Annotated in this window: 24 protein-coding genes and 1 other RNA gene; 18 read left to right on the top strand and 7 right to left on the bottom strand. The window is 66.2% G+C overall.

Annotated elements, in window-relative coordinates; genetic code table 11:
- Positions 1-44 precede the first annotated feature (44 nt).
- The 10 genes from soxC to HZF03_RS22390 all read left to right on the top strand — a co-directional run bounded on the left by soxC (position 45) and on the right by HZF03_RS22390 (position 8,314).
- On the top strand, positions 45-1,340 hold the full coding sequence (gene soxC / locus HZF03_RS22435; RefSeq protein WP_119018132.1) for a sulfite dehydrogenase: 1,296 nt from the start codon (positions 45-47) through the stop codon (positions 1,338-1,340).
- Positions 1,324-2,079, top strand: a complete 756-nt coding sequence (locus HZF03_RS22430; RefSeq protein ID WP_119018133.1) for a c-type cytochrome — start codon at positions 1,324-1,326, stop codon at positions 2,077-2,079. The genes soxC and HZF03_RS22430 overlap by 17 nt, the downstream gene beginning before the upstream one ends.
- Positions 2,080-2,290: 211 nt before the next feature.
- A complete protein-coding gene (locus tag HZF03_RS22425) occupies positions 2,291-3,403 on the top strand; it encodes a YeeE/YedE family protein (RefSeq protein WP_119018134.1) in 1,113 nt (370 codons plus the stop codon).
- A gap of 39 nt (positions 3,404-3,442) precedes the next feature.
- A complete protein-coding gene (locus HZF03_RS22420; protein WP_119018135.1) occupies positions 3,443-3,862 on the top strand; it encodes a c-type cytochrome in 420 nt (139 codons plus the stop codon).
- A gap of 27 nt (positions 3,863-3,889) precedes the next feature.
- Complete coding sequence (locus tag HZF03_RS22415) at positions 3,890-5,155, top strand: NAD(P)/FAD-dependent oxidoreductase (protein ID WP_119018136.1); 1,266 nt, start codon at positions 3,890-3,892, stop codon at positions 5,153-5,155.
- Between the two features lie 60 nt (positions 5,156-5,215).
- Complete coding sequence (locus tag HZF03_RS22410; protein WP_476748694.1) at positions 5,216-6,487, top strand: FCSD flavin-binding domain-containing protein; 1,272 nt, start codon at positions 5,216-5,218, stop codon at positions 6,485-6,487.
- A gap of 24 nt (positions 6,488-6,511) precedes the next feature.
- Positions 6,512-6,988: a methyltransferase family protein gene (locus tag HZF03_RS22405; protein ID WP_119018138.1), complete on the top strand. Its 477-nt coding sequence runs from the start codon at positions 6,512-6,514 to the stop codon at positions 6,986-6,988.
- Positions 6,989-7,011: 23 nt separating this feature from the next.
- Positions 7,012-7,401, top strand: coding sequence for a rhodanese-like domain-containing protein (locus HZF03_RS22400; RefSeq protein ID WP_119018139.1), 390 nt, complete (start codon positions 7,012-7,014; stop codon positions 7,399-7,401).
- Positions 7,402-7,490: 89 nt separating this feature from the next.
- Positions 7,491-8,018 (top strand): hypothetical protein, encoded by a 528-nt coding sequence (locus HZF03_RS22395; protein ID WP_179906222.1) that lies wholly within the window; start codon positions 7,491-7,493, stop codon positions 8,016-8,018.
- A gap of 116 nt (positions 8,019-8,134) precedes the next feature.
- Complete coding sequence (locus tag HZF03_RS22390) at positions 8,135-8,314, top strand: cadmium ABC transporter ATPase (RefSeq protein ID WP_119018141.1); 180 nt, start codon at positions 8,135-8,137, stop codon at positions 8,312-8,314.
- A 13-nt stretch (positions 8,315-8,327) separates the two neighbouring features.
- Here HZF03_RS22390 and HZF03_RS22385 read toward each other — a convergent pair whose 3' ends face one another.
- A complete protein-coding gene (locus HZF03_RS22385) occupies positions 8,328-8,846 on the bottom strand; it encodes a hypothetical protein (protein WP_119018142.1) in 519 nt (172 codons plus the stop codon).
- A 110-nt stretch (positions 8,847-8,956) separates the two neighbouring features.
- On the opposite strand from HZF03_RS22385, the gene ssrS reads away from it, so the two are divergent.
- The 3 genes from ssrS to HZF03_RS22370 all read left to right on the top strand — a co-directional run bounded on the left by ssrS (position 8,957) and on the right by HZF03_RS22370 (position 10,623).
- Positions 8,957-9,117, top strand: a non-coding RNA gene (gene ssrS, locus HZF03_RS22380) — 6S RNA.
- 83 nt (positions 9,118-9,200) lie between these two features.
- Positions 9,201-9,794, top strand: a complete 594-nt coding sequence (locus tag HZF03_RS22375) for a 5-formyltetrahydrofolate cyclo-ligase (protein ID WP_119018143.1) — start codon at positions 9,201-9,203, stop codon at positions 9,792-9,794.
- A 1-nt stretch (position 9,795) separates the two neighbouring features.
- Positions 9,796-10,623, top strand: a complete 828-nt coding sequence (locus tag HZF03_RS22370; RefSeq protein ID WP_119018144.1) for a TIGR00282 family metallophosphoesterase — start codon at positions 9,796-9,798, stop codon at positions 10,621-10,623.
- A 207-nt stretch (positions 10,624-10,830) separates the two neighbouring features.
- Here HZF03_RS22370 and HZF03_RS22365 read toward each other — a convergent pair whose 3' ends face one another.
- From HZF03_RS22365 to HZF03_RS22350, 4 genes are all read right to left on the bottom strand, one after another.
- Positions 10,831-12,291 carry a pyridoxal phosphate-dependent decarboxylase family protein gene (locus tag HZF03_RS22365; RefSeq protein WP_119018145.1) on the bottom strand — a complete coding sequence of 487 codons (1,461 nt, stop codon included), beginning with the start codon at positions 12,289-12,291 and terminating at the stop codon, positions 10,831-10,833.
- A complete protein-coding gene (locus HZF03_RS22360) occupies positions 12,288-13,523 on the bottom strand; it encodes an ATP-grasp domain-containing protein (RefSeq protein ID WP_119018146.1) in 1,236 nt (411 codons plus the stop codon). The genes HZF03_RS22365 and HZF03_RS22360 overlap by 4 nt, the downstream gene beginning before the upstream one ends.
- Positions 13,513-15,108: a hypothetical protein gene (locus HZF03_RS22355; protein WP_119018147.1), complete on the bottom strand. Its 1,596-nt coding sequence runs from the start codon at positions 15,106-15,108 to the stop codon at positions 13,513-13,515. Before HZF03_RS22355 ends, HZF03_RS22360 begins: the two co-directional genes overlap by 11 nt.
- A gap of 208 nt (positions 15,109-15,316) precedes the next feature.
- Positions 15,317-17,008: a methyl-accepting chemotaxis protein gene (locus HZF03_RS22350; RefSeq protein WP_119018148.1), complete on the bottom strand. Its 1,692-nt coding sequence runs from the start codon at positions 17,006-17,008 to the stop codon at positions 15,317-15,319.
- Positions 17,009-17,545: 537 nt separating this feature from the next.
- Between HZF03_RS22350 and HZF03_RS22345 the strand changes: the two genes are divergently transcribed.
- From HZF03_RS22345 to HZF03_RS22325, 5 genes are all read left to right on the top strand, one after another.
- On the top strand, positions 17,546-17,896 hold the full coding sequence (locus tag HZF03_RS22345; protein ID WP_119018149.1) for a hypothetical protein: 351 nt from the start codon (positions 17,546-17,548) through the stop codon (positions 17,894-17,896).
- Positions 17,897-17,900: 4 nt separating this feature from the next.
- Positions 17,901-18,527 carry an RNA polymerase sigma factor gene (locus HZF03_RS22340; RefSeq protein ID WP_234822277.1) on the top strand — a complete coding sequence of 209 codons (627 nt, stop codon included), beginning with the start codon at positions 17,901-17,903 and terminating at the stop codon, positions 18,525-18,527.
- Positions 18,524-18,943, top strand: coding sequence for a hypothetical protein (locus HZF03_RS22335; protein WP_119018150.1), 420 nt, complete (start codon positions 18,524-18,526; stop codon positions 18,941-18,943). The genes HZF03_RS22340 and HZF03_RS22335 overlap by 4 nt, the downstream gene beginning before the upstream one ends.
- On the top strand, positions 18,940-19,383 hold the full coding sequence (locus HZF03_RS22330) for a periplasmic heavy metal sensor (protein WP_107346018.1): 444 nt from the start codon (positions 18,940-18,942) through the stop codon (positions 19,381-19,383). The genes HZF03_RS22335 and HZF03_RS22330 overlap by 4 nt, the downstream gene beginning before the upstream one ends.
- 96 nt (positions 19,384-19,479) lie before the next feature.
- Complete coding sequence (locus HZF03_RS22325) at positions 19,480-19,767, top strand: cysteine rich repeat-containing protein (protein ID WP_234832211.1); 288 nt, start codon at positions 19,480-19,482, stop codon at positions 19,765-19,767.
- A gap of 79 nt (positions 19,768-19,846) precedes the next feature.
- On the opposite strand, the gene HZF03_RS22320 is transcribed toward HZF03_RS22325, so the two are convergent.
- Positions 19,847-20,692, bottom strand: a complete 846-nt coding sequence (locus tag HZF03_RS22320) for a DUF1499 domain-containing protein (protein WP_119018152.1) — start codon at positions 20,690-20,692, stop codon at positions 19,847-19,849.
- Between the two features lie 196 nt (positions 20,693-20,888).
- Entirely contained in the window at positions 20,889-22,043 is a 1,155-nt protein-coding gene (locus HZF03_RS22315; RefSeq protein ID WP_119018153.1) for an acyltransferase family protein, read from the bottom strand.
- Between the last annotated feature and the right edge of the window lie 65 nt (positions 22,044-22,108).

Genomic DNA, 22,108 nt, shown 5'->3' with positions numbered 1-22,108 from the left:
TGTTCCACACATTCACGTATCGCAATGAAAAAGAGGCTAGCGGCATGAGTGAAAAGCCCACATCCGACGTCCTCAACCGCCGCCGGTTTCTCGGCGCGGCGGGGCTTGGTGCAGCTGGTCTTGCCGGTGCTGGGTCGATGCTGCCCTCGCTCGCGGCCAAAGCCGGTGAGGCGGCCAAGCCCGATCCAGCGATCACCGAGATCCAGGATTGGAATCGCTATCTCGGCGACGGCGTCGACAAGCGTCCCTACGGCGTGCCGTCGAAATTTGAGAAGGACGTGATCCGCCGCGACGTGTCGTGGCTCACCGCGTCGCCGGAGTCCTCGGTCAACTTCACACCGCTGCATGCCCTCGACGGCATCATCACGCCGTCCGGCCTGTGCTTCGAACGGCATCACGGCGGCGTCGCCGAGATCGATCCGGCGCAGCACCGGCTGATGATCCATGGCCTGGTCGACACACCGCTGGTGTTCACCATGGACGACATCAAGCGGATGCCGCGCGTCAACAAGATCTACTTCCTGGAATGCGCGGCGAACTCCGGCATGGAGTGGCGCGGCGCGCAGCTCAACGGCTGCCAGTTCACCCACGGCATGATCCACAACGTGATGTACACCGGCGTCACGCTGAAGACGCTGCTCGAGCAGGCAGGCGTGAAGTCCAACGCCAAATGGTTGCTGCTCGAAGGCGCTGACTCTGCCGGGATGGATCGGTCGCTGCCGCTGGAGAAGGCGCTCGACGACGTCATGATCGCCTATGCGATGAACGGCGAGGCGCTGCGTCCGGAGAACGGCTATCCGCTGCGCGCCGTGATCCCCGGCTGGCAGGGCAATCTTTGGGTGAAGTGGCTGCGCCGGATCGAAGTCGGCGACATGCCGTGGCAGACCCGCGAAGAGACCTCGAAGTACACCGACCTGATGTCGGACGGCCGTGCGCGCAAGCATACCTTCGTGATGGACGCCAAGAGCGTGATCACCAGCCCGTCGCCGCAGATGCCGCTGAAATTCAAGGGCCGCAACGTGCTCACCGGCATTGCCTGGTCCGGGCGCGGCACCGTCAAGCGCGTCGACGTCTCGATGGACGGCGGACGCAACTGGTACGAGGCGCGGATCGACGGCCCGGTGCTGAACAAATCGATCGTGCGGTTCTACGTCGACTTCGACTGGAACGGCGAAGAGCTGATGCTGCAATCGCGCGCGATTGACGAGACAGGCTACGTGCAGCCGACCAAGGCGGAGCTGCGCAAGATCCGCGGCGTCAATTCCGTGTACCACAACAACGGCATCCAGACCTGGCTCGTGCATCCCGACGGAGTGACCGAAAATGTCGAAATCGCTTAAGGCTCTCGCTGGGTTCGCTGTCGTAGCCGTGATGACGCTGCCGCTGGCGCAGGCCGGTGCCGAACACAAGCGGGGTCACAAGGCCAAGGACACGGTGAAGGAAGCGAAAGCGCCGGCGCAAGCCGCAGTGCCGATTGCGCCGCCCGCGTCGGTGAAGCTCGGTCTGGGCCGCCCGGCGCTGCCGGAAGAGATCGCGGCCTGGGACATCGATGTCCGTCCTGACGGGCAAGGGCTGCCGCCGGGGCGCGGCACCGCCAAGGAAGGCGATGCGCTATTCCAGGAGAAGTGCTCGACCTGCCACGGCGAATTCGGCGAAGGCGTCGGCCGCTATCCGGTTCTGTCCGGCGGTCACGGCACGCTGAAGGCGGATCGTCCTGACAAGACCATCGGCTCGTATTGGCCGGACGCGACCACGGTGTACGACTACGTCCGCCACGCGATGCCGTTCGGCAACGCGCGCTCGCTCAGCAATGACGAGATCTACGCGTTGACGGCGTACATCCTCAACATGAACGACGTCATCAAGGATCAGGACTTCGAGCTGAACCAAAACAACCTCGCCAAGGTGAAGATGCCGAACGCCGACGGCTTCTATGAAGACGATCGCGATACGGCCGAGAAGGCGTTCTGGAACAAGAATCCGTGCATGAAGGATTGCGGGCCTGCCCCGAAGGTGATCGGCCGCGCGATCGCAGTCGATGTCACGCCTGACGAAAAGGCCGGGCCGAAAGTGGATTGATACGCGGTGACGTGCGCCGTGGTTCCCGCGTGGCGTACGTCAAGTAATTGCACCAGCGTACGGCTGGTTGATTAGTTCGGTTGCGCCAGATCAATGTCGATCGGCGCGTGCGGAGGACAATCTGTCGTTCCGCGGCCGCTGTTTGGAAGAACGAAGACGAACCGACGACGGGTCACAGTCGAGCGTGCCGCAAAGACGAGGAACGCTTCTTTTGGATCTCGACCTTCTCATCGAGCGCTTCGGCGAAACCACGCTGCTGACCGCGGGCGGTCTGCTGGTGGGGCTGGTGTTCGGCGCGACCGCCGAACGCAGCAAGTTCTGCCTGCGCTCGGCGGTGATCGAGTTTTCCGAAAGCTCGTTCGGTCCCAAGCTCGCGGTGTGGCTGCTGACGTTCGCCGCCGCGGTCGCTGCTACGCAGGTCGCAATCACCTCCGGCGTGCTCGACGTGTCCGAAGCGCGGCAGCTCGCCGCCACCGGCAGCCTGTCGGGTGCGATCATCGGCGGGCTGATGTTCGGTGCCGGCATGATCCTGTCGCGCGGCTGCGCCAGCCGGCTGCTGGTGTTGTCCGGCACGGGGAACTTGCGTGCGCTGGTCACCGGTCTGATCCTCACCATCGTGGCGCAGGCATCGCTGCGCGGCGTGCTCTCGCCGGTGCGTGAATTCCTCACTTCGCTTTGGACGCTGCCGGGTGGTGCGTCGCGCAACCTGCTCACCGTGGTTCATGCCGGTCCGGTGATCGGCGCCGCCTTCGGCGTCGCATTGCTGGTGTGGGCGCTGTGGCTCGGCTGGCGCAACCGGATCGGCATCATCACCGGCATCGCCGCGATCGGGGTCGGTCTCGCCGTCACTGGCGGCTGGCTGGTCACCTACATTCTGGCGCAGCATTCATTCGCGCCGACCCAGATCAAGAGCGTCAGCTTCACGGGGCCCTCGGCCGATACGCTGATGGGGCTGATCAACTCGCCCTCCGTGCCGCTCGGCTTCGACATCGGGCTGGTGCCCGGCGTGTTCGCCGGCTCGCTGCTCGCCGCGCTGATCGGCCGTGACTGGAAGCTGCAGGGCTTCCATGACGGGCTGAGCATGGGTCGCTACGCGGCCGGTGCGTTCCTGATGGGTTTCGGCGGCATGCTGGCGGGCGGCTGCGCGGTCGGCGCCGGCGTCACCGGCGGTTCGATTTTCGCGGTGACCGCCTGGCTGGCGCTGGCTTCGATGTGGCTCGGCGCGCTGGCGACGCATACGCTGCTGGACGCGAAAGCAGCAGCCAAAGCGGATGCGGCTCCGGCGATCGAGCCGGCGCTTTCGGCGAAACAGACCGGCAACTAACCCGGCACGCCACTACGACCTTGTCTTGGGAGGACAACGATGGCCGTGCTCGGCCGATATTTTGATCGCTCGGATTGCGCCCGCCGGCCGGCGCTGCAGATGCGTGCTGCGTTGCGGGCGCAGCTCAACGCCGCGGCGATGCTGCTCGTCTGCGTGCTTGCGGGTCCGGCGCAGGCCGGCGGCGACCGCGAGCTCGGCGAGTATCTGTCGAGCGAATGCGTCACCTGCCATCAGATCAGCGGACGATTCGACGGCATCCCGTCGATCGTCGGTCGCGACGAGCCTGAGCTGGTCGCCGCGCTCACCGAGTATCGCGACAAGGTCCGCGACAATCCGGTGATGCGGGCGATCGCCGCCAAGTTCAACGACGAAGAGATCGCGGCGCTCGCGAGCTACTTCGGCAGCATCGAAAAGCAACAAATCGAGCGCACCGCAGACCGGAGTGGAGACATCCGGTAGTCGAGCAACAAAATCGGAGGGGACGAGATGAGGATCAATCGGCGGCAGTTTTCGGCTGGCTTATTGGCGGCGGCGGGCGTGGTCGGAATGCCCGGCGTGCTGCGGGCGCAGGCCAAGCCGCGCGTGGTGGTGATCGGCGGCGGACCGGGCGGTGCCACCGTGGCGAAATACGTCGCGCGGGATTCGCAAGGCGCGGTCGAGGTGACCATGATCGAGCCGCTGGAGACCTTCGTCACCTGCTTCCACTCCAACCTCTATCTCGGCGATATGCGCTCGTTCGAGTCGATCTGCCACGGCTACAAGCTTGGCAGCTACGGCGTGAAGCATGTTCGCCAGTTCGCCGCGGCGATCGATCGTGACAAGAAGGAGGTCAAGCTCGCCGACGGCTCCGCCGTGCCGTACGATCGGCTGGTGATGGCGCCGGGCATCGACATCAAGTTCGACTCGGTGCCCGGCTATTCGGAAGCTGTCGCTGAAATCATGCCGCACGGCTGGAAGCCCGGCGCACAGACCAAGCTCGTCAAGAAGCAACTCGACGCGCTGCAGGACGGCGCGACGATCGTGATGGTGGCGCCGCCGAATCCATATCGCTGTCCGCCGGGTCCGTATGAGCGCGTCTCAGTGATGGCCAAGGTGCTGAAGGCCAAGGGCCACAACAGGTCCAAGATCATCGTGCTCGATCCGAAGGACAAATTCTCCAAGATGGCACTGTTCCAGGAAGGCTGGCAGAAGCACTATCCGGGCATGGTCGAGTGGATGGACCCGAAGATGCACGGCGGCATCAAGGGCGTCGATCCGCAGGCGATGACCGTCACCACCGATTTCGAGACCATCAAGGCCGACATGGTCAACGTCATTCCAGCGCAGATGGCCGGGAAGATCGCGCGCGAAGCCGGGCTCGTCAACGAAACCGGCTATTGCCCGATCGATGCTGCCAACATGAAGTCGGCGATCGACCCCAACATCTATGTGCTCGGCGATGCGTCGATCGCAGGCGCGATGCCGAAATCGGCATTCTCGGCCAACAGCCAGGCCAAGGTGGTGGCCAATGCGGTGCGCGGCGAGCTGACAGGATCGCGAACCTTCCCGGCGCGTTATGCCAACACCTGCTGGTCGGTGGTGGCGCAGGACGATACGGTGAAGATCGGCGGTCGCTACGAGCCGAAGGACGGCAAGATCGTCGAGATCGAAGGGTTCGTCTCGAAAACCGGCGAGGATGCCGGCATTCGGCTGCAGACCTCGGAAGAGAACATGGGATGGTATGCCGGCATCACCGCCGACATCTTCTCCTGACGTCACTGCGGGCCGGCGCCTTCGCGCGTCGGCCTGCGCATGAATTTGCGGAGCTACCACGTGTCCAAGCCGAACCTGATCAGCCGCCGCGGCATGATCCGCGCCGCCGCGGCGGCAACGGCGATGTTCGCCTGTCCGGTGATTGCCAAAGCCAAGCCGCGGGTGATCGTGGTCGGCGGCGGTGCCGGCGGTGCGACAGCCGCGAAATATCTGCGCCACGGCAACGATGCGATCGACGTCACGCTGATCGAGGCCAATCGTCGCTACGTCACGCCGTTCACCTCGAACCTGTATCTCGGCGGCCTGAAACCGTTCGAAACGCTGTCGTTCGGTTATGAAGGCGTCGCCGCGCACGGCGTCGGCCTGGTGTTCGATCAGGTCTCGGCGATCGATCGCGATAAGAAAGAAGTGCGGACCTCAGGCGGCGCGCGGCTCGGCTATGATCGGCTGGTGTTGTCACCGGGGATCGACTTCCGCTGGGACGCGGTCCCCGGCTATTCCGAAGCCGCGTCCGAGCGGATGCCGCATGGCTATCGCGGCGGCGCGCAGTTTCAACTGCTGAAGAACCAGCTCGATGCGCTTGGCGACGGCGCGCTGATCGTAATCATCGCGCCGCCCAATCCGTATCGCTGCCCGCCGGCGCCGTACGAGCGCGCTTCGATGATGGCGCACGCGCTGAAGAGCCGCGGCGTCAAGAATGCCCGCATCGTGATTCTCGACGCGAAGGATCACTTCGCGATGCAGACCTTGTTCATCGACGGCTGGGAACGGCATTACTCCGGCATGATCGAGTGGCAGGACCCGACCATCCACGGCGGCATCAAGGCGGTCGATCCGAAGGCGATGACCGTGACCACCGATTTCGAGACCCACAAGGCGGCACTGGTCAACGTCATCCCGCCGCAGATTGCCGGCAAGCTCGGCCGCGACGCCGGGCTTGCCGATGCCAGCGGTTTCTGTCCGGTGGATGCCGGCACCATGGCGTCGCTGATCGATCCGTCGATTCATGTGATCGGCGATTCTGCGACCGGCGGCGAGTTCCCGAAGTCCGGCTTTGCCGCCAACAACGAAGGCAAGACCGCCGCGATGATCATCCGCGCCGATCTGATCGGCGATCGCCGGATGCCAGTGCGCTTCACCAACCATTGCTGGAGCGACATTGCGCCCGACGACGCGATCAAGAACGGCGCGCGCTATACGCCGCAGGACGGCAAGATCGTGATGTCCGACCCTTATACCTCGCAGCTCGACGAGAGCCCGCAGCTCCGCGCCAAGCAGGCCCGCGAAGCGGCCGGCTGGTATATCGGAATGACCACCGATATATTCGGCTGATCGAATGTGCGTCGGCGAGTTGCAATGACTGGTTCCGAGGGCGCCCGCCCGAACAGACTGCCGTGGCCGCCGATGCTGCTGGCGATCGCGGCCGTGATCGCGATCGGGCTCGGCGTGGTGCAGCCGCTGTCTTTGCCGCGCAGCGATATCGTGGTGTGGACCGGCTATGTGGTCGCCGCGCTCGGCTTCGCGATCGACGGCTGGGCGATCCTGACGATGCGGGCCGCCCGCACCAACATCCTGCCGCACCGCGCCGCCGACCGGCTGGTGACCTGGGGCCCGTTCCGCTTCAGCCGCAACCCGATCTATTTCGCCAATACGTTGCTGCTGATCGGCATCGGGCTCGCCGCCGGCAATGGCTGGTTCGTGCCGCTGGCTTTGTTGATGGCGGTGCTGGTCGACCGGCTGGCAATTCGCCGCGAGGAGCGCCATCTCGCGATTCGGTTCGGCAATGCCTGGATCGACTATGCGGCGGCGACGCCGCGCTGGCTGATCCGCTGAGCCATACCCAACAGGAGACTGCCATGACCACGTTGAAGCAGATGATGGAAGCCGCCAACGCCGCCGTGCCGCGGGTGAGCGTCGACGACGCACGGCATCTGATCGAGCAGGGCGCGCTGGTGATTGACGTCCGCGATGCGCCGGAAGTCGGCAACACCGGCAAGATTGCCGGTGCCGTCAACATCTCGCGCGGCATGCTGGAATTCCGCGCCGATTCGGATTCGCCGTTGCACGACAAGCACCTCGCCAAGGATCGCCCGGTGATCGTGTACTGCGCCTCCGGCGGCCGCTCGGCGTTGGCCGGCAAGGTGCTGAAGGATCTCGGCTACGAAAAGGTTTTCAACCTCGGCGCCTTCAAAGACTGGGCCGAAGCCGGCGGTGCCGTCGAACAGCCGATCGAACGCGGCGTATAATATCAGCGGCGGCGCAATCCAGCGCGCTGCGAGACGCTGGATTGCTTCGCTCGCAATGACGTCGAACTAACGTTCTCGCCTCTCACCGCTTGTTCGTCTTTGCCGTCTTCGCGCTCTTGGCCTTTGATTTCGAAGCCGCAGACTTCGTCGTCCTGGATTTCGCGCTCGAAGCCTTTGCCGTCTTTGATGTCGCGGTCTTTGCCTTCGCAGCTTTGGCCTTCGCAGCTTTGGCCTTCGCAGCTTTGGCCTTCGAAGTGCTAGCCTTCGAAGTCTTTGCCTTGGAAGCCCCAGACTTGCTGGCGGCCGACTTCGCCGCGGTCTTCGCAGGCTTCTTCCTGCCGGACGCTGCACCTGCCTGCGAGGTCGTTTTGCCCTTGCTCGGCGAGGGCTTGGCGAGCGGCTTGGTGAACTCGGCGAGGCCGGCGCGTGCCGCAGCCTTCGTCACCGTGGCCTTGACTGGGCCGCTGACCAGCCGGCGCACCGCGCGCTTGGCGGCGACCTTGGTGATCTCGACCGCACCGTCCACCACCATGTCGATCAGATTGTCGACGAGCGGCGCGCGCTTGTTGGCGGACTTGCGCGGCGGCGCCGCGGCCTTGTCTTGGTTCGGCGCCTGATTGCGCCCGCTGTCGTCGTTCACGCTCTCGTTCACGCTGCTGTCTCCCGCGCTTGGCTCGACTGAGGAACGTTTCAGTCCACCTGTCTTTGACCTTCTTTACGAAGGTATCGGCAGATGACGGGCGAGGACCTGAATTGGTTCCAGATCGCAGTCCGCGTGCTGTTCCTGGCGGCGGTGCTTTCCTCCGCAGCAGTCATCAGCGTTCGGCTGCTCGGCCGGCTCGGCGGCATCGTCCGCCGCGGCCCGCGCGTGGTGCGTCTTCGCAAATATCGAGAGCTGGTACGCCGGCGATGAGCTGCCGGCTGCGCTACTTGGTCAGAAATTTCCACGCCACCACGATCGCGCACAAGGCGGCGAAGATCAGCAGCGCTGGGATCGGGCGACGGGTGCCGCTCGGCGGTGTGGGGCGGGCGCCGCGGTCGGCGATCCGGGTCACCTTCGGCTTCTGCGGCTTCTTGAAGCGCACCACGTTGTCGACCACCGCCTCGCCGCGATCGGCCGGCGGCGGCGAGCGCGGCTCGGGCTCCGGGGCTTCACCGGTGCCGCCCATGTCGCTGTAATAGGCTTGGTAGGTCTCGCGCACCGCGATCGTTTTGGATTCGATCTCGCTCATCCGGTCCAGCCGTTCGCGATAGCCGTTCAGCACCTTCTGGGCGTTCTCAGGCAGGCTGTCGAAGCTGCCGAGCTTGGCCATCATCAGCCAGGTCGCGAAATCGGCTTCGGCCCGGGTACGGGCTCTGCGGGCGATGATGGTGCTGGACTTCGAGGCCATGGCGATCCGGGTTGAGCGTCCTCGCTGTGAGTCGCCGAGCTTCGTGGCGATCATGGGACAGCTCTTGATAGCCGAAACGGTTGTCCACGTCAGGTGGTTCATCGTTGCCGCGAATTCCACCGATCGGGCTGGCGAAGCGGCGGTATGATCGCTACATTGGCAAGGCGAAGCTGCGGGACGCGTCAGGAGCCATATATCCCCGGGGCCTTATCGATCCTTTCGGGAACTGTCCCTGGCCGGGTCCGTGGACCCGGTCATATGGTGCCCACCTACTTTCGTAGGGAACTCCGGGATCGAGTGCTTCAACGGTCACCGTGGCCTCGCACTTTAACCATTTTGTCCGGCGGCGCGCCGGACTGACGGTCGCCCGAGCTTCATCCCTGGGCCGCGGCCGCCTATAACCCGCCGATGTCCGATCTTTCCGCCGCTCCCAGCGATGCCAAGACTGCGCTGCGCGCTGCCGCTCTGGCGCGCCGGTCTGCGCTGAGCGAGGACGACCGCAGCGCCGCTGTGGCGGCGATCGCAGCGCGTGGGCTGCCGGTGCCGCTACCGGACGGAGCCATTGTCGCCGGCTATGCGCCGATCCGCGGCGAACTCGATCCGTTTCCGTTGATGCATATGCTGGCCGCCCGCGGCGCCCGGCTGGCGCTGCCGGTGGTGACCCGGCAAGGTACGCCGCTGGTGTTCCGCGCCTGGCGCGAGGGCGATGCGTTGCCGCGTAGCGCGCTCGGCATCCGTGAGCCGTCGCCGGATGCGCCGGAGGTGACGCCCGACATCGTACTGGTGCCGCTCGCCGCGTTCGACGCAAGCGGCCATCGCATCGGCTACGGCGCCGGCCACTACGACTGCACGCTGGAATATTTGCGCGCACGCGGCCTGGTGGTGGCGATCGGGCTTGCCTTCGCAATGCAGCAAATCCCCGCCGTTCCGGCCGCGGCCCACGACGTGGTGCTGGATTATGTGCTAACGGAGCAGGGCCTGCTCACTTTCCGGAGTCGATAGTTTGCGCATTCTGTTCATCGGCGACGTGGTCGGAAAATCCGGCCGCACCGCAATCGCCGAGTATCTGCCGGGCCTGATCCGCGACTGGCAGCTCGATTGCACCATCATCAATGGCGAGAATGCCGCCGGCGGTTTTGGTATCACCGAAGCGATCTACAACGATTTCATTGACGCCGGCGCCGACGCGGTGACGCTCGGCAACCACGCCTGGAATCAGAAAGAGGCGCTGGTGTTCATCGAGCGCGCGCCGCGTCTGGTCCGCCCGGTCAACTTCCCGCGCCACACGCCGGGCCGTGGCGCCGCGCTGGTCGACACCCGCAGCGGCGCCCGGGTGCTGGTGATCAACGCCATGGGTCGCGTGTTCATGGAGCCGCTGAACGATCCGTTCGCCGCGATCGCGCGCGAGCTCGAAGCCTGTCCGCTGCGCGACGCCGCCGATGCCATCGTGGTCGATTTCCATGGCGAGGCGTCGAGCGAGAAGCAGGGCATGGGGCACTTCTGCGACGGCCGCGTCAGCCTCGTGGTCGGCACCCATACGCATGTCCCGACCGCCGATCATCAGATCCTGCCGAACGGCACCGGCTACATGACCGATGCCGGCATGACCGGCGATTATGATTCGGTGATCGGCATGCACAAGGACGAGCCGGTGCATCGCTTCCTCACCGGGATTCCGCAGGGCCGGTTCGAACCGGCCAACGGCGACGCCACCCTGAGCGGCGTCGCGGTCGAAACCGACAACGCCACCGGCCTCGCCATCAAGATCGCCCCGGTCCGCATCGGCGGAAGGCTGGAGCCCGCCAAGCCGGCGTTCTGGACGGCGAACTAATAACCTCTCCATCGTCATTCCGGATTGCGCGCGACGCGCGCAAGTCCGGAATCCATACTCGCGGGACTCGCCATAAGGCACCGCGCGTCAGGCGCCGTTCTTCACCGCAAGCGCGGTGATTATGGATTCCGGGCTCGCCGCTGCGCGGCGCCCCGGAATGACGAACGAGAGAGCGTGCTCCTTGGCACTTCATCCGCGGAAAGCTAACTACTCGGCCCGCTGCGCTCCGAATTTCAGCACCGCATCCACCATCCGGTCGACATCCGCAAACGTCGTGCGGTGGTTGACGATCGCGGCTCGGATCGCCAATGCGCCGTCGACCGTGGTCGAGGATGGCGCGGCGATGCCGGATTCGTGCAGGTCGGCGACGATCTCGGCGTTGAGCGAGTCCATCACGTTCGGTGCGGCGCGATAGCGGAAGCAGACGATGTTCAGCGTCACCGGCGCCAGCATCTCGAGCTGCGGCTCGCGTTCGACGCGGGCTTCGAGATGGCGCGCCACCTTGCAGGTCTGGGCGATCATCGCGCCCATCCGGTCGGCGCCGAAGGTCTTCAGCGTGAACCAGGTCTTCAACGCGCGGAAGCCACGCGACAGGTCGGGACCGTAGTCGCACGGCCACGGCGAGCCACCGGCGAGGCCGCGGGTCTCGCGCCGCAAGTAAGCGGCCGGAGCCGCGAACGTATCACGATGCTGCTCGCCATCGCGCACGATCAGGAAGCCGGCGTCGTAGTTGACCTGGCCCCATTTGTGGAAATCGAGCGCGATCGAATCCGCTTCCGACAGCCCCTTCAGCTTCGGTGCGATTTCGTCCGACAGCATGCCGAGCGAACCGTAGGCGCCGTCGACGTGAAACCACAGCCCTTCGTCGCGACATAGGTCTGCAAGCGCTGCGAGATCGTCGATCGCGCCGACATCGACGGTGCCGGCCGAGCCGGTCACCAGGAACGGCTGACAGCCGGCAGCGCGATCCTGCGCGATCCGCCGCTTCAGCGCGTCGATATCGATGCGATGATCCTTGCCGAATGGGATCCGCCGCAGCGCGCCGCGGCCGAGTCCGGCCAGATCGGCCGCCTGCACCACGCAGCCGTGGGCGGCTGCGGAGGCGTAGGCGGTGAGCCGTTCGCCCGGCAGCCCGCCCTCGCGCACTTGGGGGCCAACGGCTGCGGTGCGCGCGACCAGCAGCGCCATGAAGTTCGCCATCGACGAGCCGGTGACGAACACGCCGCTGGCGGTCTGCGGAAAGCCGAACAATTCGCGCAGCCAGCGCACGATCTGGCGTTCGACCTCGATGCCGATGTGGTCGCGGCCGCCGCAATTGGCGTTGAGCCCGGCCGCCAGCATTTCGGCCAGCATCCCGACCGCAGTCCCACCGCCATGCACCCAGCCCATGAAGCCGGGGTGGACGTTGCCGGTGGCGTAGGGCGCGATCTCGTCGGTGAAGCGGCGATAGACTTCGGACAGCGGCGTGCCTTGGCGCGGCAGCGGCTCGGCGAAGCCGGCGCGCACCGCGGGCGGGATCGGTTGCCACACCGGACGGTCACGCACGCCCGCGATGTAGTCGAGCATGTCGTCGAGCATGCGATGCGCATCGGCGCGCAGCGCGTCCCAATTGTCAGGATCGAGGCTCGTTGCGCCGGCATTCGCGCCGGCGCGGTCCGCGTCGCTCACGCCACGCTCGTCAGACGCGACGCCACGCGGCGCTCCAGCATCGACGCGAAGGCGTCGAAGATCTTGTGCATCTGCGGCGGCTTGTAGGGATAGAGCTCCGGGCTGTCCATGTCATGGACCACCGCGGTGTTGTCGATTTCGAAGACCAGCAGATCGCCGCGCGGGGTCTGGGCGCAGTCGATGGTGAAGTAATCGAGCCCGATCCGCTCGATCATGCCGTCGAGCGCAGTCTTGTGGCGCAGCGCGAAGCCGAAATCGAAGGTATGGAAGAACGCTGCTTCCTCGAGGCGCTTGACCTCGTCCTCGGCCATGCCGGCGTTGAGGTACCAGATGTCCCAGCGGTCGGCGATCGCCATGTGGCAGGCATACGGTTTGCCGTCCACCACCACGACGCGATATTTGCGGAACTGGCCGTCGTCGCTGGCGTAGTCGACGTAGCGGGCGATGAAGTAATCGCTCTCCTGGCGGTCGCGCAGATAGTCGAGCAGCGCGACGCTGTCGGTGATGCGGGCGAGGCCGAAGCCGGCATGCGAGCCCCGCGGCCGGACGATGATCGGAAAATCGACCCCGCCGGTCATCTCCGGCAGCATCGCCGAGCCGTTGGCGGCGGCGACCAGCGTGTCGCGTCCGACCGAGATGGTGTCGGGGATCTCCAGCCCTTCGATATCGCCTATCAGCCGGTACAGCTTGTCGCGGTCGAGATGGCGGATCAGATGCGGCGGGTTGAGCAGCGGCGCCGGCCAGTCGGCGACGCGCGCTTCGATCGCCGCGAGCGCGCTCATGCATTCGTCGGAGTCGGAGGCGATCACGATCGCGACGTCGTGCGCCGGCAGCGGGTTGGGCAGCGGCACGCCGTCGATCACATACAGCGTCTGCAGTTCAATGCCTGAATCCTGCAGCAGGAATTCGATCGGGGTGTTGCCGCCCATGTCGATGTCGGCGGCCAGCGCCAGCACCCGCAGCCGCGGATTGTCGCTGGCGCAGGGCGAGCGGAACAGCTGCTGCTGCTTCAGCGTCTCGGTCTGCACCGACAGGCCGGCCTGCTTGTGGCCGAACAATTGCGTGATCAGCGCCAGATCGAGCTGCTCGCCGGGCGTCGCGGTGCCGGCGTCGGTCTTGCTCATCAGCTCCTGCCACAGCGGGTAGAGGTTTTCGCCGTCGAAGGCGCGCTTGGTCAGGCGGGCGAAGCCGATCCGATCGGCGGCGACAAGCTGGGAGGGGCTAGTGGACATGATGTTCCTTGGCGGCGTTGTCGGTGGAAACAGAGGGCTGGCTCAGCAGCGCTTCGAGCGTGGCCATCGCGGCTGCGGCATCCGCGACGATGCGGCCCTGCGCGCCCGGATCGGCGTGAATGTCGATGATGTGGCGGGCGCTGATACACAGCCGCAGCGCCGCCACGGCGTCGTCATGGCGGCCGCCCCAGCCGACCGGCTGGCCGAGCAGGCACGCGGCGTGGCCCGCGGTGCCCTCGGCGAGGGCGCGATGCAGCGCGCGGCAGTAGGCAAGCGAAAGCGGATGCCCGTCGCTATGCAGCGTGAAAGCGAAGATCGTCGGCCGGGCGAATTCATCCCCGCGCCCGGCGGGGGATTGTGGCGGCAGCAGCCGCGCCGACGGCGAGGCGGCAATCAGTCGGGCGAAGTCCTCGCCGAGCTGTCGCACGACATCGCGGCGCAGCTTTGCGGGCACCGCCGCGTAGGCGCGGATCTCTTCGAGCGCAGCTTCCCAGCGCAGCCATTGGCCGAAATTCGGCTCGGCCGGATATTGCGCGCGTAACGCCTGCCAGCGCTGCGGCCAGTCGCTGCGGCCGAGATAGTCGGCAAGTCCCGGTGCCAGCCGCGGCAGCGCGCCGACGGCTTGGGCAAGCTGCGGCGGTAGCAGCACCGCGCCGCTGAATGCGGGACCGGCGAAGTACTTCGATCCGGTCAGCAGCACGATGAAGCCGCGGTCGAGTAGCGCCGCGATCCGGCGGTTGCCGAGCCGGGCCTGACAGGCGTCGATCACGATCTGCACCCGGCCGGGCCAGCGTATGGCGATCTCGGCGAGGCAGCGGTCGCTCGGGCCGGTATGGCCCAGCTTGGAGCAATCCATCGCTTCGAGCATCACTCGCGCGCCTTGCGCCACCGCGGATTCGACGATGTCGAGCGTCTCGGCGTCCAGCGTCGAGGGCGAGCGGATGCGGCCGTCGGTATCGCGCAATCGCAATCCGATGCTGCGCACCGGCCCGAGTCCGGCGATCGGTGCGCCGCGCGTGGCGACAACGCCGTTGGCGCTGCGGGCGCCGAAGTGCAGGCCGCGGGCCGTGAAGGCGGTGCCGGTGCCGGTCTGATCGGAGGCGGCGATCACGCTGACGAGGTCATCGCCGAGCAGGGCGCGAGCGATCGCCAGCGCCACCAATTGCGCGTCGGTACCGGAGGACGTGAAGACGATCTCGGTGGCGGTGTGGTCGAGCCCGAGCAGCGCTTTCAATTCGCCGCGCATCGCCTCGACGCGGTCGTCGAAGCATTCGATCAGACCATGCAGCATCGCCGACGACATCAGCGCGTCGCGGGCGCGGCTGGCGGCTTCGTAGCCGCGCAGCGAGATCGTGCTGGCGGTGCAGGATGAGAAGCTGGGAATCTCCGGGGCAGGCGCCGGGCTGCAGCCATAGGCGTTGCGGCGAGTCGCAGGATCGAGGTCGATCCGCGCGTCGCCGCCGCAGGCGAGCAGCTGGTCCAGCGGGGCGAACAGTTCGCGCAGCGGCGATTGCGGCCGGAGGGCCGGATCGATCGCCGGCCGGCTGCCGTCCGCCGGGCGGATGAGACTTCCGGGATGGGCCATCGCTCGTTTACCTCGCCCGGTGCTGATCCGTCGCGCCGAGAGGGCTGCGACGGTGGAACCTCACCAATCTGTAAACGGGCTTGGTTAATGCCGGCTTTACCAAGACCTCGTGCGGTTACGGGTAGGCGCAGGCGACCGGCTTAATGCCCTGAAATGCAAACGGCCGGCGCCTGGGGGGCGCCGGCCGCGACAATGGGATCTGAAACGGTTAGGCCGCGCGGACCGAATCCAGGAAGTTCGAGACTTCGACCTTGAGCCGGTTTGAGTCGCCGGACAGCGACTTCGCCGCCGCCAGCACCTGGGCCGAAGCCGCGCCGGTCTCGGTGGCGCCGCGCTGCACGTCGGTGATGTTGGACGACACCTGCTGAGTCCCGAGCGAGGCCTGCTGGACGTTGCGGGAGATCTCCTGCGTCGCTGCGCCCTGTTCTTCGACCGCCGAGGCGATCGTCGAGGAGATTTCCGACATCTTGGCGATGGTCTCGCCGATCTCCTTGATGGCTGCCACCGACTGGTCGGTCGCTGCCTGGATGCCGTTGATCTGCAGCGTGATCTCGCCGGTGGCCTTGGCGGTCTGCTCGGCCAGCGCCTTGACCTCGCTGGCAACCACCGCGAAGCCGCGGCCGGCTTCACCCGCGCGCGCCGCCTCGATGGTGGCGTTGAGCGCCAGCAGGTTGGTCTGGCCGGCGATGTTGCTGATCAGTTCGACCACGTCGCCGATCCGCGAGGCCGCCTTGGCGAGTTCTTCGACCCGGCCGTTGGTCTGCCGCGCCTGATCGACCGCCTCGTGGGCGATCCGGGCGGATTCCTGGACCTGACGGCTGATCTCGTTGACCGACGACGACATTTCCTCGGTCGCCGACGCCACCGACTGCACATTGGTCGAGGCTTCCTCGGAGGCGGCGGCCACGGCGGTCGCCAGCTCCTGCGATTGTTCGGCGGTGCGGGTCAGCGTGGTGGCCGAAGCTTCCAGTTCGTCCGAGGCCGCCGACACCGTCTCGACGATCTCGCCGATGGCGCGTTCGAACGCTTCGGCGACCTGGTTGGCATGCGCCCGGCGCTCGGCCTCGGCGCGCGCTTCCATCTCCTGCCGCTCGCCCTCAAGCCGGCGGCGCTCCTGCGCGTTGAGCTTGAACACCTCGACGGCCTCCGCCATCTCGCCGATCTCGTCGTGCCTTCCGATGCCCGGCACTTCGATGTCGATGCGGCCGCCGGCCAGATCCTTCATTGCGCCGGTCATCGCCAGGATCGGCCGAGTGATCCGCCGCGCCATGAACACCGACACCGCGATGGTGATCAGCAGCACCAAGGTCGCCGCGATCAGCGAGCGCTGCATCGCGCTCCAGGTTTGGGCGTCGAGGTCGTCGATATAGACGCCGGTGCCGATCACCCAGCCCCACGGTTCGAAGCCGGTCACGAAGGTCAGCTTCGGCTGCGGCTTGTCGGAGCCCGGCTTCGGCCAGACGTAGTCGACGAAGCCGCTGCCGCTGCGGCGAACCGTGTTGACCATCTCGGCGAACAGCATCTTGCCGTTCGGGTCCTTGGCATTGGATTGATCCTGCCCGATCAACTGCTTGGCGATCGGATGCATGAGCATTTTGCTCTGCATGTCGGTGATGAAGAAGTACTCGTTGCCGCCATAGCGCAGCTTGGCGATCCGCGCCTGGGCGCGCTTCTGCGCCTCGTCGGTGCTGATCTCACCGCGCTGTGCGGCATCATGTTCGTCCTTGACGAAGCTGACCGCCAGTTCGGCAAGATGTCGGAGCTCGATCTGCTTCTGTTGCTGCAGGCCGGTCGCCAGCTCGCGGGAATCCAGCAATGTGAGGCCGAGAAGGCCGATAAAACCGAGGCCGATCAGCAAGTAGATGCGTCGGCCGATCGTCAAGTGCAGTCGAGACAGCATTAATCGTGCTCCAAAATAACAACATGCGCCCGGCCTCGCAGCCGGTCCGTGCGCAGCATAATTTCCGATGGGTGCTCACAGGCCGGCTCGCGCCCTGTGTCTTGCCTCGCGTCTCACTCGGGATCGCATCGACATCGCGATGCTGATCGGTCCGGACTCGTCGGGCGCGCGCACGCAACGCCCAGCGGATGCGGATGAGGAGACCTCCTGTGTCACCCAAGGGTATCAGCAGGTCTGGCCGTTGCGACGAATAGGTAGCAGGGCCAGTATTTCCACAAACCATGCGATCCAAACACTATCGTTTTAGTAAAGACGGGTCTCAACTAATAGGAGTGCTACTCAACTTCAGCTTGAAAATGGTTCGGAATTCTACACATGGATACCGTGGTTGAGCATTCCGTACTCCGGTATTCTACGAAGTGATACCTTTAGTCGCAGACCTGTCACCGCCCTCGCGAAGGAAATCCCCCTTGGTCCCGTATTCCCGACATCGGCCCGGCTCGCCGGGTCTGGCTCCAACCAGGGAAGGATGTCGTGATGCGCAAAGCGATCAGGACTGCGGCGCTCGCCGTCTCTGTGGCTCTGGCCTTCGCCGGCTCGGCCGCGATCGCGGCGCCGCTGGCGCCCGCGAGCCCATCGGCGGCGGTTGCCGCCGCAACCGCGCTGCCGATCGAAACGGTGGCCTGCGTCCGCGGCGGCTGGCGCGGCGTCGGGGTGTACCCCGGCTGCGGCTATTATCGCCGGCCGTACTACCGGCCCGCACCTTATTATGTGGTGCGGCCCTATGCGGTGGCGCCGGTTTACGGCGCGCCGGTGGTGGTCGCGGGCGCGCCCGTGTTGCCGGTGCCGCGGCAATGCTGGATCGCCGGCGCCTGGCGGCCGTGCTGACCGCGTGTCGGCTGTCATCATCAAGCTCGACCGCGCGGCGCCGGTTCAGGCCGGCGGGCTTCGACCGTTGAGCATCGAACACGATAGCGACGAGGTGCTGATGCTGGCGGTTGCAGAGCGCCGGCAGCAGGCCTTTCGCGTGCTGATGGCGCGGCACATGCCCCGCGCCATCCGGCTCGCGCAGCGCATCGTCCGCGATCCCGCCGAAGCCGATGATATCGGCCAGGAGGCGTTTCTGCGGGTGTGGAATAAGGCGTCGTCGTTCGATCCGAAGATCGCGCGGTTCTCGACCTGGCTGTACCGGATCGTGCTGAACCTCAGCTTCGATCGCACCCGCAAGCCGCGGCATGCGCCGATTGAGGACGCCGCCGAGGTGGCGTCGGCCGACCCGGCGCCGGTCGAAACGCTGATCGCCGCGCAGCAGCAGCGGCTGTTGGAGGCGGCACTTGCCGAACTGCCCGAGCGGCAGCGCGGTGCGATCGCGCTGTTTCATATGGAAGGGTTGTCCGGCGAAGAGGCCGCCCGCGCGATGAATCTCAGCCCGAAGGCATTCGAGTCGCTGCTCGGACGGGCGCGGCTGACGCTCAAGAAAGCAGTCGAGAAACGACGGGACGACAGGAGGCGGGCATGACGCTCGATCAATTCAGGCAGTTGGCCGACACCTGGGGCGGCGACATCGAACGCTGGCCGGCGGAGGCGCGGAGCGCCGCGCGACTGGTCGCCGCCACCGAACCGGGTGCGGCGGTGTTGCGCGAAGCGAGCGCGTTCGACGCGCTGCTGGCGATGCCGCCGGAGGTGGTGCCGGCTCGGGCAGGGCGGGTCGCGCTGGGGGTGCTGCAACGGATCGGCGCCGGCGAAGCGCGCGAGCCTTGGTATCGCCGGCTGCTGCAGCCCACCTCGCTGCTGCCGGTCGGCAGCCTTGCCTGCTCGGCGCTGGTCGGCCTGTGGCTCGCCGGCACGCTGCCCTATCACCATTCGCAGGAGGCGATCGCGGCGATGGATGCGGTGTTCGATTCCTCCGCCGTGACGCTGTGGAGTCCACAATGACGATCTCGCTCGGCCGCTTCACCCCGGAGCGCTGGCTGCTGCTGGCCTCGCTGTGTATCAACGTCGCGCTCGGCGCCTATATCGGCGCGCAGTGGCTGCGGCCGCAATGGACGCCCCCGCATGCCGGCATGCCGATGCGGCTGATCGAGCGCGTCGCCTCGCGCCTGCCGCCGGCCGATGCCGACATCCTGTGGCGCAACTTCAACGCCAAGCAAGTGACGCTGCAGCCGCTGCAGCGCGACTATGTCGCGGCGCTGCGCACCACCTTGAATCTCGCCGCGCAGCCCGAGCTTGACAAGCCGGCGCTCCGCGCTGCGGTCGAGAACGCGCGCGACAAGCGCAGCAAGGTCGGCGACGCGATGATCGACACCTTCGTCGAGACGCTGGAGCAGATTTCTCCGGAAGGACGCCGGCAACTCGCCGGCCGGCTGTTTCGCTGAACTGGCGCGCGAAGGATCGGACGGGCTCGAAGGTATCAACTACATCCGCCTCGACGGCGTCCACTTCGAACCCAAGGATTCGCCATGGTGCAACGAATGAACACTTCGAATCGGTCCGATCGTCCCGCGCCGCTGTTCCGGGCGCCCGACGTGCTGGTGCGGGCGACGCTCACCGCGGCCTGCGTGGTTGCGGCCCTGATGCTGACCCTGCAGATGGCGAGCGCGCAGAATCGCGGTGCGGCGCGCGAAGCCTGCAAGGCGGACTATCAGAAGCTCTGCAACGGGGTGTCGCCCGGCGGCGGCCGCATCAAGAAGTGCCTGAACGACAATTTCAGCGCGCTGTCCGATCCGTGCAAGCAGGCGCTCGGCGGCGCCGACAAGTAAGCGGCGCGGGTTTCGGCCACCGAATTGAGTCCATTGCGGGCGTCGGCGCGGACAGTGTCGGCGCCCGCGCTACGCCGGATTACTTCTTGGCTTTCGCCTTGGCCGGCTGTTTGGCGGCCGGCTCGGGCTTCGGGGTCGGCGCGTTCTCGACCGCGGTGTTGATGTCCTCGGTCAATTTGGCAATCCGCGCCGCGTTGCTGCCGAGGTCGCTTTCGAAATAGCGCGACGATGACCGGATATCGATCCGCGTGTCGTCGCCGTCCGGCCGCAGCCGGATCACCACGTCTTCGGGCAGGCTCAGGATGGTGGTGCGTGCCACCGCCTCGATATGGCCTTCGCGCTTCGGCAACTGCGGCGGGCGTTCGTCGACCACCCGCCATTTCCGCCGGTTCACCAGCTGCAGCACGATATCGTAGGCGCGCTGCACCGGCATCTCGACCTGAAGCGTCTCGATATTCGGATAGGCGGCGCGCTGGCGCTCGGCCGAGTACAGGCCGGCATAGACCGCGGTGTTGACGTCGTCGCCGACCCGCAGTCGCGCCAGGGTTTCGAACCGCGGCGGATCGATCGAATCGGTAGTGATGTCGTGGATCGCCGGCAGGGTGCGGTATTGCCAGCCGAGATAGGCCGGATAGGCGAGGATCAGCGCGTCCAGCAGCAGCGCCAGCAGGATGCGCGGGATGCCGCGCGAGCCGTTCTGCCAGATCGCCGCGAAGCCAGCGAGCGCCAGCAGGATCGACACCCCGGCCAGCGCCAGCGCCCCGAACCAGGTCGCCATCGCGGGGCGCATTTCGAGAAAGCCGAATCGCACCACACCGATCGACACCAGCGTCGCCACCGCGGAGAACACCGCGAGATTGCGCGCCCAGGTGGCGAGTCCGGAGACGGGCTCCTTCAGATACGGAGCGGAAAATCTGCGCGCCATCGCGTCACGACTGCCGGGTTGATCGCGGCAGACATCGCGCCGCAGGAGCCCTCGTTGAGACCACGGGCGGCTGCCGAATTCAAGGCCGGAGAGGGAACCTGAGCGCCGGGGAGGGACGCACACTCCGACTCTGCCGGAGTCGATCGCGTCTCGTCTCCCGGGAAAGTCGGCAGACAGAGGTCGGCGCTGGCTGGCCTCAAAGAATCTTCTGAATTCGCGGGATGCGCAGGATCTGGCCGGCGAGCAGGAAGCAGGCGACGCAGGTGGCGATGCCGGTCACCGCGAATTTGAACAGTGGCGGTGCCGTCATGCTGCGCCAGGCGAGCGCCAAGCCGACCAGCACTGGTGGATGGATGATGTAGATGGTGTAGGCACGCACGGCGAGTTGCTGCCATCGCGGTTCGAGATGCTGATAGCGGCGCTGAAATACAGCCAGCAGCAGCAGGATCAGCCCCCAAGCCACCAGCGGCTCCCAGAACGCGTAGATCGCCGCCGGGATCGTCCAGCCACCATCGGACGAGCCGGCCGGTCCCGGCGGCCACACTACGGCGGAAAGCGGCAGCAGCGGCAGACTTACCAGTGTGACGCCAAGCCAGATTCTCGCCGTGCGTCGTGGGATTCTCTCGAGCCAGCGTGGTGCTGCCGCAGCGCATCCCGCCGCGAACAGCAAGACGTAGCTTGCGAAGTAACCGAACTGTAGCCCGTGCCAGTTGCTGCCGACCGGCCACCACAATCGGATCGTGAACGCCGCTGCACCTGTGAGAAGTGCGGCGATAGTCAGCACGGTGTTGGATGGAAAGGGAGCATTTGCGGCTTCTGGAGGCGGTGCTGCCGTTCCACGCCACAGCAGCCACGGCACGGCGGCGACGCCAAAGAGCAGCAGCGCCTCGGCGAACCACAGCGGTCCTTCGATGAACCGGCCGCGGTGCCATAGCGTCAGCAGCGTCGGCCAGAACGCATGGCTGCTGGCGAGCCCCGCAAGTGCGACCGTCAACGGCCCGATCACCAAGCCGAACACTAGCAGTGGCACGCCGAGCCGCAGCAGCCGGTCGCGCAAATAGGCTGCGCTGCCCTTGGCGCGGAAAGCGGTCGGGGTGAAATAGCCGGCGAGCAGAAAGAACAGGCCCATGAAATAAGCCTGATTGGTCGCCACGAACATCGTCAGCAGGTTCGACGACAACGATCCGGTGGGCATCACCTCATGGTAGAACCAGCCGCCGCTGGCGCCGTAGGTGATCGCGGTGTGATGAAACAGCACCAGCAGAGTCATAACCGCCCGCAGCGCATCCAGCCCGCCGTTCCGGCTGCGATGAGCTTCACCCTCGGTCTGGGGACGCTCGCTGATCTCCATCGCGCCCGATCCGATGTTGGCTGATGACTTGCAGCCAGCGGCGGTTATCGATGTCTCAAAAAAGT

This window comes from Rhodopseudomonas palustris (assembly GCF_013415845.1).
Taxonomy (GTDB): Bacteria; Pseudomonadota; Alphaproteobacteria; order Rhizobiales; family Xanthobacteraceae; genus Rhodopseudomonas; species Rhodopseudomonas palustris_F.
Note: the sequence above shows the minus strand (reverse complement) of the source record. Positions and strands in the feature narration are given on the sequence as shown.

Excerpts from the sequence above, each read along its gene's own strand:
- soxC (WP_119018132.1), top strand. The coding sequence starts at position 45 with ATGAGTGAAAAGCCCACATCCGACGTCCTCAACCGCCGCCGGTTTCTC.
- HZF03_RS22345 (WP_119018149.1), top strand. The coding sequence starts at position 17,546 with ATGCGCAAAGCGATCAGGACTGCGGCGCTCGCCGTCTCTGTGGCTCTG.
- HZF03_RS22350 (WP_119018148.1), bottom strand. The coding sequence starts at position 17,008 with ATGCTGTCTCGACTGCACTTGACGATCGGCCGACGCATCTACTTGCTG.
- HZF03_RS22405 (WP_119018138.1), top strand. The coding sequence starts at position 6,512 with ATGACTGGTTCCGAGGGCGCCCGCCCGAACAGACTGCCGTGGCCGCCG.
- HZF03_RS22385 (WP_119018142.1), bottom strand. The coding sequence starts at position 8,846 with ATGATCGCCACGAAGCTCGGCGACTCACAGCGAGGACGCTCAACCCGG.
- HZF03_RS22415 (WP_119018136.1), top strand. The coding sequence starts at position 3,890 with ATGAGGATCAATCGGCGGCAGTTTTCGGCTGGCTTATTGGCGGCGGCG.
- HZF03_RS22325 (WP_234832211.1), top strand. The coding sequence starts at position 19,480 with ATGAACACTTCGAATCGGTCCGATCGTCCCGCGCCGCTGTTCCGGGCG.
- HZF03_RS22420 (WP_119018135.1), top strand. The coding sequence starts at position 3,443 with ATGGCCGTGCTCGGCCGATATTTTGATCGCTCGGATTGCGCCCGCCGG.
- HZF03_RS22390 (WP_119018141.1), top strand. The coding sequence starts at position 8,135 with ATGACGGGCGAGGACCTGAATTGGTTCCAGATCGCAGTCCGCGTGCTG.
- HZF03_RS22315 (WP_119018153.1), bottom strand. The coding sequence starts at position 22,043 with ATGGAGATCAGCGAGCGTCCCCAGACCGAGGGTGAAGCTCATCGCAGC.
- HZF03_RS22320 (WP_119018152.1), bottom strand. The coding sequence starts at position 20,692 with ATGGCGCGCAGATTTTCCGCTCCGTATCTGAAGGAGCCCGTCTCCGGA.
- HZF03_RS22430 (WP_119018133.1), top strand. The coding sequence starts at position 1,324 with ATGTCGAAATCGCTTAAGGCTCTCGCTGGGTTCGCTGTCGTAGCCGTG.
- HZF03_RS22330 (WP_107346018.1), top strand. The coding sequence starts at position 18,940 with ATGACGATCTCGCTCGGCCGCTTCACCCCGGAGCGCTGGCTGCTGCTG.
- HZF03_RS22375 (WP_119018143.1), top strand. The coding sequence starts at position 9,201 with ATGTCCGATCTTTCCGCCGCTCCCAGCGATGCCAAGACTGCGCTGCGC.
- HZF03_RS22335 (WP_119018150.1), top strand. The coding sequence starts at position 18,524 with ATGACGCTCGATCAATTCAGGCAGTTGGCCGACACCTGGGGCGGCGAC.
- HZF03_RS22360 (WP_119018146.1), bottom strand. The coding sequence starts at position 13,523 with ATGTCCACTAGCCCCTCCCAGCTTGTCGCCGCCGATCGGATCGGCTTC.
- HZF03_RS22400 (WP_119018139.1), top strand. The coding sequence starts at position 7,012 with ATGACCACGTTGAAGCAGATGATGGAAGCCGCCAACGCCGCCGTGCCG.
- HZF03_RS22355 (WP_119018147.1), bottom strand. The coding sequence starts at position 15,108 with ATGGCCCATCCCGGAAGTCTCATCCGCCCGGCGGACGGCAGCCGGCCG.